The 12,227-nt window shown below is 36.9% G+C and carries 11 protein-coding genes; 4 read left to right on the forward strand and 7 right to left on the reverse strand.

All coding sequences use genetic code 11. The annotated features are described in order from the left end of the window. Positions 1-31: 31 nt before the first annotated feature. The 4 genes from CPT03_RS09615 to rpsO form a co-directional block, all read right to left on the reverse strand. The gene (locus CPT03_RS09615; protein ID WP_099438650.1) at positions 32-2,431 is read right to left on the reverse strand and encodes a TonB-dependent receptor; all 2,400 of its coding nucleotides are present in this window, start codon (positions 2,429-2,431) and stop codon (positions 32-34) included. Between the two features lie 21 nt (positions 2,432-2,452). Then, positions 2,453-3,124 (reverse strand): ribulose-phosphate 3-epimerase, encoded by a 672-nt coding sequence (rpe, locus tag CPT03_RS09620; RefSeq protein WP_099438651.1) that lies wholly within the window; start codon positions 3,122-3,124, stop codon positions 2,453-2,455. 116 nt (positions 3,125-3,240) lie between these two features. Further along, positions 3,241-5,391: a polyribonucleotide nucleotidyltransferase gene (gene pnp / locus CPT03_RS09625; protein WP_099438652.1), complete on the reverse strand. Its 2,151-nt coding sequence runs from the start codon at positions 5,389-5,391 to the stop codon at positions 3,241-3,243. Between the two features lie 139 nt (positions 5,392-5,530). After that, positions 5,531-5,809 carry a 30S ribosomal protein S15 gene (gene rpsO / locus CPT03_RS09630; RefSeq protein WP_099438653.1) on the reverse strand — a complete coding sequence of 93 codons (279 nt, stop codon included), beginning with the start codon at positions 5,807-5,809 and terminating at the stop codon, positions 5,531-5,533. A 152-nt stretch (positions 5,810-5,961) separates the two neighbouring features. Between rpsO and CPT03_RS09635 the strand changes: the two genes are divergently transcribed. Continuing rightward, positions 5,962-6,381, forward strand: a complete 420-nt coding sequence (locus CPT03_RS09635) for an acyl-CoA thioesterase (protein WP_099438654.1) — start codon at positions 5,962-5,964, stop codon at positions 6,379-6,381. Positions 6,382-6,723: 342 nt separating this feature from the next. Continuing rightward, positions 6,724-8,151, forward strand: coding sequence for an MATE family efflux transporter (locus CPT03_RS09640; RefSeq protein WP_099438655.1), 1,428 nt, complete (start codon positions 6,724-6,726; stop codon positions 8,149-8,151). A 55-nt stretch (positions 8,152-8,206) separates the two neighbouring features. On the opposite strand, the gene CPT03_RS09645 is transcribed toward CPT03_RS09640, so the two are convergent. Both CPT03_RS09645 and CPT03_RS09650 read right to left on the reverse strand, forming a co-directional pair. After that, complete coding sequence (locus CPT03_RS09645; RefSeq protein ID WP_099438656.1) at positions 8,207-8,614, reverse strand: DUF983 domain-containing protein; 408 nt, start codon at positions 8,612-8,614, stop codon at positions 8,207-8,209. 64 nt (positions 8,615-8,678) lie between these two features. After that, on the reverse strand, positions 8,679-9,260 hold the full coding sequence (locus tag CPT03_RS09650) for a Crp/Fnr family transcriptional regulator (RefSeq protein WP_099438657.1): 582 nt from the start codon (positions 9,258-9,260) through the stop codon (positions 8,679-8,681). Between the two features lie 129 nt (positions 9,261-9,389). On the opposite strand from CPT03_RS09650, the gene CPT03_RS09655 reads away from it, so the two are divergent. Then, positions 9,390-10,172, forward strand: coding sequence for a DUF3575 domain-containing protein (locus CPT03_RS09655; RefSeq protein WP_099438658.1), 783 nt, complete (start codon positions 9,390-9,392; stop codon positions 10,170-10,172). A gap of 55 nt (positions 10,173-10,227) precedes the next feature. Here the strand turns inward: CPT03_RS09655 and CPT03_RS09660 are convergent, their stop codons facing one another. Continuing rightward, entirely contained in the window at positions 10,228-11,214 is a 987-nt protein-coding gene (locus tag CPT03_RS09660; RefSeq protein WP_099438659.1) for a D-alanine--D-alanine ligase, read from the reverse strand. A 232-nt stretch (positions 11,215-11,446) separates the two neighbouring features. Here CPT03_RS09660 and CPT03_RS09665 point away from each other — a divergent pair, with 232 nt between their 5' ends. After that, entirely contained in the window at positions 11,447-12,217 is a 771-nt protein-coding gene (locus tag CPT03_RS09665) for a PASTA domain-containing protein (protein ID WP_099438660.1), read from the forward strand. Positions 12,218-12,227 lie beyond the last annotated feature (10 nt).

Raw genomic sequence — 12,227 nt, forward strand, 5'->3', positions numbered from 1 at the left:
GCTTGTAAATGTAACAGTTTTATATTATTTATTATTTCGAATTCTTGAACTTTATAATCAATTTCAAATTGAGTTGCCGGCCGGTTAAATAATTGGGAATAGCATATTGTACGTTATCTATATCCTTAAGCCATAAATATGAAACCGTATTATTTATATTCAACAAATTAAATACCTCTAAATGAGCAGAAAACGAACTAAAATATTTATCCAGTAATCTTGGTTTTTTTACTCCGGCATCGTCTAAAAAATCTTTCGAAAATCCAATATCCACCCGTTTATAAGCAGGTATATTGAAATTGTCCGAATAACGACGTACAAGAGGTGCGCCTACAGGCAATTTTGCTCCGTATAACATATTTAAATGCACCTTATAAGTAGGACTACTCAACAGCCTGTCCTGAAAGTAAACCGAAAAATTAATCCTTTGATCTGTAGGTCTTCTTAAATATCCCCTATTATCATTTAGAACATTCTGATTAGCCTTCATTAATGATACGCGGAAGTACGACAACAAATCTTTCACAAACTCGCCCCCTATACTTAAATCAGCCCCATAGGTATAACCCTGTGCTACTTCATCTGCCAGATACTTAACCCTTACATTGTCCATCATGTAAGGAATAAGCCTATCCTGATATTTAAAATAGACCTCTGAGGTAAATTTCAAGCGTGTTCCCAATCCATCAAACGCATAATCCAGCCCTGCCGATGTATTGTATGACCTTTGTGCCTGTTGGTTTAAATTAAGCACCCCATTAAAATCTCTGATACTCCTGTAATCTGGTGCCTGCTGATAAACCCCGGCAGTAAACCTTATAATTTTATTATTGGTTGATGGTCTGTAGGCCAAAAGTAACCTCGGACTAAGCAGAAATTGTTTACTTAATGTGTTAAAATTTCCTCTCACACCAAGCTGAAGTGTTGAATTGGCCGACAAGGTATAACTATCCTGAATATAAGCGGTATAATATTGAATAGTCAGATTATTTTTAACACTAATAAGGTTATCCTGGTAAAAATTATTGAGCCCTCCGGGTTGTATATACCCTGCCGAATCAATAAGGCTATACTCATTTAAATTATCGTTGTATTGCTTACGTTCAAATCTTAAACCTAACGAAAAAGTATGATTTTCATAGTTCTGATCTATCTTTAGTTCAGAGCTTACGTTTTCAGATTCCAGGTTATTACGGGCATAATTTATATACTTCCCAATTCCCCTGTTAATTCGTATTGAGCCAAAATTTCCATTAGCAAAACTATTACTTACCTCATCAAATACATACCTTCCCTCTATATCTATTCTTTCCCTTTCTAGCGTATTAAAATAACTGTTTATCCATTTTATCACCAAATCCGACTTAGGGAAAAATGTAAAAGTTATAGCTCCACCTGCTGTCTGATAATCATCAACTTCTTTACCGCTATAATCCGTTTGCAAACGCATCACGGTACTCAATGTTCCAAACTGGGTTTCTCTGCTTTCAGGTATTAATTTAAATATCCCGCTATTAAAACTCCCCAAAAATTGCACATTCATTTTAGATGAAATATTTTGCTGATAAATCAGCTGCGCATCAGTAAAATTAGGTGCATAGCTACCCTTATTATCTTGCCTGTTTAATATGCTTGTATTATTTTTATACCTTAATCCGGCCAACACAAAGCTTTTTTTATTCAAAATCTTTGAGCTAAACCCTGCCCCAAGCATCCCCATATTTAGTGTTGCCTCACTGCTATCGGGCCTGTCGTATTTCACATCCAGTACCGATGATAATTTATCGCCATAGCGCGACTCAAAACCTCCGGCCGAAAACTTAGCAGAACTTAACAGATCACTGTTGATGAAACTTAAACCCTCCTGCTGTCCATTTCTGATCAATATTGGCCTGCTAATTTCTACATCATTTACATACACCAGGTTTTCATCAAAATTGCCACCTCTTACACTATATTGAGAGCTTAGTTCATTATTGGTTGATACACCTGGCAAGGTTTTAAGTACAACCTCAAAATTTCCCGAAACTGATGGTATCGAAGCTATGTCGGCAATATTAATTGTAGTACTATTACGAAGCTGGTTCTGCTTGGAGGTAATCGTTACCTGTTCAAGTTCGTTTATATTTCGGGTTAAAGAAACATTTTGAATGATCCTTCCTGCGTTGCCGTTTTTAAATTCAACCAAAACAGATTTATACCCCAACAGGCTATATTTCAGTGTAAAGGAAGTAGTACTTGAATAAATATTATAGATTCCGCTATCATCAGAAACCACCGACTGGTTTTGTCCAACAACGCTAACGGTTACCAAAGGCAACGGACTCCTCAAATCATCAGTAACTAAGCCCGAAACTTTTACAAGAGGTTGTGCATTTACAAATGTAAAACCAAATAGTAAAACTGAGAGCAGCAGGCAGAGTCTATACATTTATATTATAAAGCTGTAAGCTTATGATGATTTCAATTGCGCATCAAGTTGTTTTAATTCAGAGATCATAACTGATGGAGATGGAGCACCAAAAATGGCATTCCCTGCAACAAAAACTTCAGCACCGGCCTGTATCAGGTCGGCCAGATTTTGTATTCCTACCCCACCGTCTACCTCTATCAACAAATCCGGATTAATAGCTGAGGACATAGCTTTTAACTCCCTTAGCTTGTTTAACGTATTAGGGATAAACTTCTGGCCTCCAAAGCCCGGATTTACCGACATAACCAGTACCAGATCAAGATCCACCAAAATATCTTTAAGTAAGGCCACCGGTGTATGAGGGTTAATTGCAACACCAGCCTTACAACCTGCGGCATGAATGGCCTGAACTGTTCTATGCAGGTGCGTACAGGCTTCGTAATGAACTGTTATTACTGATGCCCCTGCAGCTGCAAAACGTTCAATATAATGATCAGGATTAACAATCATTAAATGAACATCCAGTGGTTTTGCTGCATACTTCTTTATCGCTTCCATTACCGGAAAACCAAAAGATATGTTTGGTACAAACACGCCATCCATTACATCTACATGAAACCAATCAGCCTCACTTGAATTAACCATTTCAATATCACGTTGCAGGTTAGCAAAATCGGCCGAAAGTACAGAAGGGGCAATAAGATGTTTCATGAGGAATGTGTTTTAAATTAGAGCTGGTTCACATTTGTAAATATAAAGAAATAACACCTTTTAAACTAAAAAACCCCGCAAATTGCGGGGTTTTTTAGTTTTTTAGCTATATAAAATTAAGCTGGTTTATTTTCAGCCGGTGCAGCTTCTGGTTTTGGCGGACGAGGCAATAAAGCTTTTCTTGAAAGTTTCATTTTACCTTGTTTATCAATATCCAAAAGTTTTACTTCAACTTTATCACCTTCTTTAAATACACCGTCCATTGTTTCTAAACGAGTCCAGTCAATTTCAGAGATGTGAAGCAAACCATCTTTACCTGGCATAATTTCTACGAATGCACCAAATGGCATAATAGATTTTACTTTACCACTATAAGTTGCGCCAATTTCTGGTTTAGCAGCTATTGCATTAATACGGGCAACAGCAGCATCAATTGAAGCTTTGTTATCAGCAAAGATTTCAACAATACCTTTGTTTCCAACCTCTTCGATAGAGATAGAAGCACCGGTTTCGCGTTGCATTTCCTGAATAATTTTACCGCCTGGTCCTATTACAGCACCAATAAATTCTTTATCGATACTTAAAGAAACAATACGTGGAGCATGGTCTTTGTAATCCTCACGAGGTGCAGAAATTGTTTTCTTCATCTCGTTTAAGATATGTAAACGAGCTTCTTTAGCCTGGTTTAAAGCGTTTGTTAACACTTCCCATTTCAAGCCATTGATTTTTAAGTCCATTTGACAAGCAACAATACCTTTTTCAGTACCAGTTACTTTAAAGTCCATATCACCTAAGTGATCTTCATCACCTAAAATATCAGAAAGGATTGCATATTTACCGGTTTTCTCATCGGTAATTAATCCCATTGCAATACCTGATACAGGAGCTTTAATTTTAACACCAGCATCCATAAGTGCCAATGTACCAGCACAAACAGTTGCCATTGATGAAGAACCGTTAGATTCTAAAATATCAGAAACAACACGGATAGTATAAGGGTTTTCTTCTAATCCAGGTAATACTTTCTTTAAAGAACGCATAGCCAGGTTACCATGACCAATTTCACGACGACCAGCACCTCTGTTAGGACGAACCTCACCTGTTGAAAAACCCGGGAAGTTATAGTGCAATATGAATTTATTGTATCCATTAATGAAAGCACCATCAATCATTTGCTCATCATCTTTAGATCCTAAAGTAACGGTAGTTAATGATTGAGTTTCGCCACGTGTAAATACAGCCGAACCATGAGCAGCAGGCAAGTAACTTACTTCACTCCAGATTGGACGTACAGTACGTACATCACGACCATCTAAACGAATTCCTTCATCTAATACCAGATTACGGATTGCATCATATTGTACATCGTGGAAATATTTTTTAGCAAGGAAACCGGTTACATCATCAATATCTTCTCCTAATGTAGCAATAAAGTCCATTAAGATAGTACCAAATGCATCGCCACGCTCACCTTTGCTTGTGTTGCTTTTAGCTACAGCATAAACCTTATCGTAAGTAGCAGCATAAACCTGCTCTTTTAATTCAGGGTTGCTGTCTTCATGAGAATACTCACGTTTTACAGTTTTACCTACAAGTTCAGCAAGTTCTTTTTGAGCCTGAACCTGAATAACGATTGCTTTATGAGCAAATTCAATTGCCTCTACCATTTCAGTTTCAGAAATCTCATCACACTCACCCTCAACCATCACGATATCTCTTTCAGTACCTGCAACAAGGAACTCCAACGAAGCACGCTCTAAATCATTAACGTAAGGGTTAATTACAAGCTGACCATCAATTTTAGCCACGCGTACTTCAGAAATTGGTCCGTTAAACGGAATATCTGAAACAGCAATAGCAGCCGAAGCAGCTAAACCCGCTAAACAGTCAGGCATTATATTTTTATCAGAAGAGATCAATGAGATCATTACCTGAGTATCAGAGTGATAATCTTCAGGGAACATCGGGCGTAAAGCACGATCTACTAAACGTGAAATTAAAACTTCATAATCAGATAATCTTGCCTCGCGACGAAGAAAACCTCCAGGGATACGGCCAGCAGCTGCGTATTTCTCCTGATAATCAACAGATAAAGGTAAAAAATCAACACCAGCTTTAGCTCCTACCGTAGAAACTACAGTTGCTAAAAGCATAGTATCGCCCATTTTAACCACTACTGAACCATCAGCTTGTTTAGCTAATTTTCCTGTTTCAATTTCGATTGTTCTTCCATCGCCCAAGTCGAACGATTTTTTTATTACATTCATTTAAAAATTGTTGTGGTGTGTTTTCCTCTTTTCACACACCGGATTTATATATATTATTTTACTTTGCAAGTTAAGATAATAATACCAAGAAATTAAAAAAGCCATCCCTAAAGAATGGCTTTTCTTGATATAAGTAGTTCTATTTGATGATATCCCTTAGACCTAAAGTCTTGATGATAGCACGATAGCGCTCAATATCTTTTTTAAATAGATATGCCAAAATACCACGGCGTTTACCTACTAATTTTTGTAGTGATAACTGAGTAGAATAATCTTTACGATTTTTCTTTAAGTGCTCAGTTAGGTGTGCAATGCGGTATGTAAATAACGCTACCTGACCTTCTGCAGAACCAGTATTGGTTTCTACTTCACCATGCTGTTTAAAGATTTCAGCTTTCTTTTCTTTACTTAAATACATTCTTGAATGATACTAAAGTTTAAATGATTAATTAATTGGACGCAAAGATAGTGTAAGTTTTAAAAATTAACAAGTATGCGCAAATTTTTACCATCACAAGAAAATTGGCCATTCCTAAATCCTATTTTTGTTGCAGTAACTACTTACTTTTTATGGAAAAAACCCAATACAGCATATTCGAAAGTGAACTAAAAGTACGCCCGGATGATATAGATATGTTCAACCATGTTCATAACAGCAAATACTTTGATTATGTGCTTGCTGCACGTTACGATCAAATGGCTGAATTTTATAAAATGCCTATGGAATCGTTCTTAAAAAGCGGTTTTGGATGGGTAGTACGTACTGCACTTGTTGATTTTAAACGCCCGCTTGTTCTTGGCGATGTGATTGCCATACGCACCGGAATCCTGACTATTAATGAAAAGGGCTGTCGCGTACAGTTTGAAATTGAAAATAAAAGGACAAGTAAAATTGCTTCTGACGGCTGGTTTGACTATGTAATGATTGACACCACCACCGGAAAAGGCTGTAAAGTAAATGATGAAATGATAAAGGCATACAGCATTTAATCATTGTATTGTAAACGCCCAACATAAATCCCTTCGTAACAAATGATAAGTCAATGTTTTTATCCAAAAAACATGGACTAGACATGGATTTACCATGGACTCAACATGGACTTTGAGTAATCAATATCTTATCTGCGGCTATAGCTTGTCCTAACCCAACGAAAAAAAATAGAATTGTATTTATAAATTATATATATTTGTTTTCTAACCCAACCGCATTACGATGAAAGTATTTGCAGTCCGTTTGAGGTTCTAAAAACCGAGGGCTCCACCTTTTCACGAAAATACTGACACAGCTTTTCTGGCTGGTCGCGGTTTATTTATTATTTTTTCCTCTTTCCCATGTTAGAACAAAAAACAGCTTCATTAGGCAAGCTATCTCAAATTTTTACACTTATAAAACAAGCCCTTAAAGGCGAAGATCTCGATTATACCCAAGGCAGTATTCGTAAAGCTGTTATTTTACTAGCCATTCCAATGATGCTGGAAATGGCTATGGAATCCGTATTTGCATTGGTAGATCTCTATTTTGTTGGGCATTTACACAACAGCAGCCATGCAATACAAACCGTAGGCCTTACAGAATCAGTACTTACTGTAATATACTCATTGGCAATTGGGATGAGTATGGCAGCAACAGCTGTAGTAGCCAGAAGAATTGGCGAAAAAGATCCCGTTGCTGCTTCAAAAGCAGGAATGCAGGCTATAATAATTGCAGTTGCGTTTAACCTGATCATCAGCATTGTAGGTCTTATTTACGCAACAGACATTTTATTGTTAATGGGTGCCTCGGCCGAAACAGCCGCACAAGGCACTACTTTTATGCGTATCATGATGGGCGGTAGCGTTATCATTGTACTCCTCTTTCTTATCAATGGAATATTCAGAGGTGCAGGTAATGCAGCTATAGCCATGAGAAGTTTATGGATTGCCAATATTGCCAACATCATTTTATGTCCTGTTTTAATTAATGGTTTTGGACCAATCCCAGCATTTGGCTTAACTGGCGCTGCAATGGCAACAAGTCTTGGTCGCGGTATTGGTGTTTGCTATCAGGTTTATCACCTTGTAAGCGATAAGGGCTTGCTAAAAGTAAAACTTTCGTACTTTAAACCTCATTTTGAACAGATAAAAGCTTTATTAAAAATTGCTACTCCGGGTATTTTCCAATTTGTTATTGCATCATGCAGTTGGATATTTCTGGCACAACTGGTGGCCACAACAGGTGGCGATCATGGATCAGCAGGCTATCAAACGGCATTAAGGCTAATGATGTTCTTTATGCTTCCGGCATGGGGAATGAGCAACGCGGCGGCTACATTGGTTGGCCAGAATCTGGGTGCTAAACATATTGACCGCGCAGAACAGTCTGTAATGAAAACCGCTAAATATGTGGTAATTTATATGCTCTGTGTTATGGGCCTAACCTTTGGAGTTGGCAGGTATTTTATATCGTTTTTTAGTAATGATGTTTTAATACAGGAGGTTGCCAAAAATGCACTTCAGATTATGAGTGCAGGGTATATATTTTATGGTATTGGAATGGTTCTGATCTCAACCTTTAATGGTGCCGGTGATACATGGACACCTACATGGGTTAATCTTTTTGGATTTTGGCTGTTCCAGATCCCTTTAGGTTACTTTCTGGCTAAACACATGGAAATGGGACCTACGGGCGTATTTATTGCTATTCCTGTTGCCGAAACTGGTATTGCAATAGCAAGCTATATCCTGTTTAGAATTGGGAAATGGAAGACCATAAAAGTCTAACCATATTTGTGGTTAGCATATCGTCATTCTGAGAAATCAGAATGACGATATTATATTAGTGTACGATCCCTACTGTTTTAGCTTCGGGATCATACCCCAACCCTGGTGTAAGCCAGTGTAATAAAAATACTCTCGAATAACGGTAATTAAATGGAGCGAATAAAAATACCCCTACCATAATAATGGCAATATACATCCAAAGATTCTCGTATGTAAGCTCTACACCAAGTACATATGCCGCTACGGCAATGGTAATCATTTCGGCAACATTCATAGCATAACTAATAAACATTGCTACATAAAAAAAGCCAGGCTCCCTTTCAAAGCGAAGGTTACATACCGAACAATACTCATTAGTTGTTTGCCCCTTAAATGCATAAAGCTTCCCAGAAAATATAGGACCTTTTCTGCATCTCGGACATTTACACTCTACAACAGCCTGTAATTTTGATATTGGTTTCATAACTTTAATATTATGAAACAAAAATACGGCATATTAACTATTTAATTTATGATCCAGATCATACTTAAATTTTAATGATTTTGCCTCTTATTAGCTTCAGTTCCTTTTGATCGGATAGCTTTTTTATAATTCGGATTACGGTTTCAACCCTCAAACCGCTCATATCTGCAAGCTGCTGCCTTGTTACTTTTAGCTCCTGGTTATGCTCCACATCTTTAAACAGGTATGCAGTAAGCGTTCTTATCCGGTGCTCTGCATGTTCGTTTGCCAATTCTTCGAGCATCATAGATTTATAAAATAAGCGATGGCTAAGCGTTTGAATTAGCTTCATACTAAAATCAGGATGTTGTTTCAGTATTTTAAAAAAATCATCGCTCTTTACAATTATAATTTCTGAATCCTGAGTAGCAATAGTATAAGCCAGATACGGTTTATTAACCAGTAAGGCCGGCTCTCCAAAATACTCGTTAGTTTTAAAGATACCTTGAATAAATTCTTTACCATCATCATTTACAGTTACCATTCGCACCTTGCCGCTCTTTATAAAATAAACGGCTCTGGGTTTAGCTCCCGGTTCATAAATAACTTCCCCTTTTTTATAAAAATTGGGCTTAAAATTATTATCTAACAAATACTTAAGTATCATGATATGCAGTAAAAATTTAATCTACTAAGATAAATATACCTCAAAAAAAATACCCAATAATGGGTATTTTTTTTGAGGACTACCTATATGTAACTTTGAAGAAATAAAACAATAAAAAAAGAGAAAATTATGAGAAAAAATTTTACTAAAACAATCGCATTTTTCAGCTTGATGGCCATCTTTACTATTGCTACTACTACTGCAGTGCATGCACAGGGTTCAAATTATGATGATTCTGATGAGAAAAATTTAGTTAAATGGAATGTAGGGGCATTACTACTAAAGAATTTTTCATTTCAATATGAACGTGCAATTACACCAAAAATCTCTGGTGCAGTAGGCATTAGGTTTTCTCCTAAATCGGGTGTTCCTTTTAGCTCTGCGCTTAAAAACGCCATTGATGACGATGAAACATGGGCAAGCATTAAGGATTTTAAAACCGGAAACTTTGCCATAACTCCAGAGGTTAGATTTTACTTAGGAAAAGGCGGATTTCAAGGATTTTATATAGCTCCTTTTATCAGATATGCCAACTATACTGCTGAAGTGCCTTATAGCTTCGACGTTGAGGATGGCGCCGGAAACTCAAGAACTGAAGTTATAGAACTTGATGGAAATGTTAATTCATTTACAGGCGGACTTCTTTTTGGTGCACAATGGAAAATTGCAAAAAGATTTGCAATAGACTGGTGGATTTTAGGTCCTAATTATGGTACTTCTAACGGAAATATTTCCGGAAATAAAGCATTAAATCAACAGGAACAAGATGCTCTTCGCGAGACACTTAAGGATCTGGAAGATTTGCCGGTAGTTAAAACCAAATCAAGTGTGGATGCAAATGGTGCAAGAGTTGATTTTGATGGCCCATGGGCTGGGTTTAGAGCCGGGTTAAGTGTAGGATTTAGATTTTAGATATATCGATCGTCCTTCTGAAATAAAACAGAAGGACGATTTGACTAAATAGCTACTATCCTATTGTTTCCTTAATAAGTTTGGTATAAAAATCATTAAGTTTCATTCCCATTGCAGCAACTTGCTGAGGAATAAAGCTGGTAGCAGTTTGTCCGGGTATCGTATTTATCTCGATGAAATAAAAATCACCTTCATCTTCTGTAAGTATAAAATCTATACGAACTACACCGCGACAGTTTAACTTAACGTAAACATCTTTAGCTATTTTAGCTACCCTATCTCTTGTTTCTTCTTTAAGTGGTGCAGGTGTTGTTTCAGTTGCTACACCTGGAGTATATTTAGCTTCAAAATCAAAAAACTCCTTAGCCGTTTCTACTTCAGTAATAGGCAGCACTTCTATTTTACCATCAAGCTTTACCACACCAACGGTAAATTCCCTACCAGATATAAACTCTTCTATCAGAATCTGATTATCCTCATTAAAAGCTTTTTCAAGCGCAGCTTCCAAATCATTACCATGATTTACCTTGCTCATACCTATACTGCTGCCGCCATTATTTGGCTTAACAAAATAAGGCAGTTTAAGGTCTTTTTTAAGCTGAGCCAGATCGTATGGTGTATTCTTAAAAATCTGTGCAGATTTAGCAACATTTAACTTATCAATACCCTGTACAATTGCTTTAGTATAACCTTTGTTCATAGTAATGGCCGATGTAAGTGCATCGCAAGTGGTATAAGGAATGTTAAGCATATCAAAATACCCCTGTAGTTTACCATCTTCGCCCGGCGCGCCATGTATCGCTATAAAAACACCTTCGAACTTTATCTTTCTACCTTTAATGGTAAGAGAAAAATCATTACGGTCTACCTCTATTTTTACTGAATCGGCAGGCTCATAAAACCACCCCTGCTGAGTAAGCATAATTTTATATACATCGAACTTATTAGTATCTAAATTCTGTGCAATTGTTGCGGCACTTTTAACGGAAACTACCCATTCGCCAGTAGTACCTCCGGTTAGCAATGCTATTGTTTTCTTCATATTATAATCTGTTTATGGGGCATCGTTCTTAATAGCTGTCCCGAAATTGGTTACTTCATATCATTAGCAATACAATCATCTTAACGATCGTTTTAGCTCAAGCAAACATTCAGAACAGCAATATCAAAGAAGCTCAAAAATATAAATTAGTTGGTGCAGATGTCATTTTAATTCCAATAAAATATTATTTTAATCTAAATTTGAACGCTATACCTTCAGAAGAGAAAAACGCATGGGCAAATTCATATCTTATTTAAAAACAAATTCATTTAGAAACAACCTTATTGCAGCAGTAATTACTGTTGCTGTAATTTTATTTATCGCATTCTTTAGCTTAAGGTATTACACCAAACATGGTCAGGGTTTAAACGTACCTTCACTTAAAGGCTTATCGTTTACACAAGCCGTTAGTAAACTGGAACAGTTAGGTTTACGATACGAGGTTGATTCTGTTTATATTGGCGACACCCCTCCGGGAACAGTTATAGATCAGGATCCGAACCCTGAAACTTTTGTAAAAGACAACCGGACAATTTACTTGACGGTGAGCATGAACAGGGCTCCAAATGTTAAGTTTCCGGATGTAGAATTTAAATCGCTAAGACAGGCTCAGGCAATAATTGAAAGTTTTGGCCTAAAACTTGGAGATACCACTTACAAGCCAGACGTAAGCAGAGATGTTGTATTACAGGCTTCATTTGGCAACCAACCAATTAAAGTTGGAGAAATGATCCCTAAAGGATCAAGAATAGACTTTTTATTGGGCGATGGTAAAGGAAATGAAGAAGTAGACATCCCAACACTTATTGGTTTAACTAAAGATGAAGCATTATTCGCCCTAAGAAACGGTGCAATGCTAAACCTTGGATCAGTAACTTACGAAGGTGTAATTACCGATTCGGCAAATGCTGTAATTATTAAACAAGACCCGTTTGTTACGGATTCTGTTACTAAAGTTAAAATCGGAACACTGGTAAACATTACATTATCTAACAAAAAATAACCATTACTAT

Source organism: Pedobacter ginsengisoli, from assembly GCF_002736205.1.
Classification (GTDB): Bacteria; Bacteroidota; Bacteroidia; order Sphingobacteriales; family Sphingobacteriaceae; genus Pedobacter; species Pedobacter ginsengisoli_A.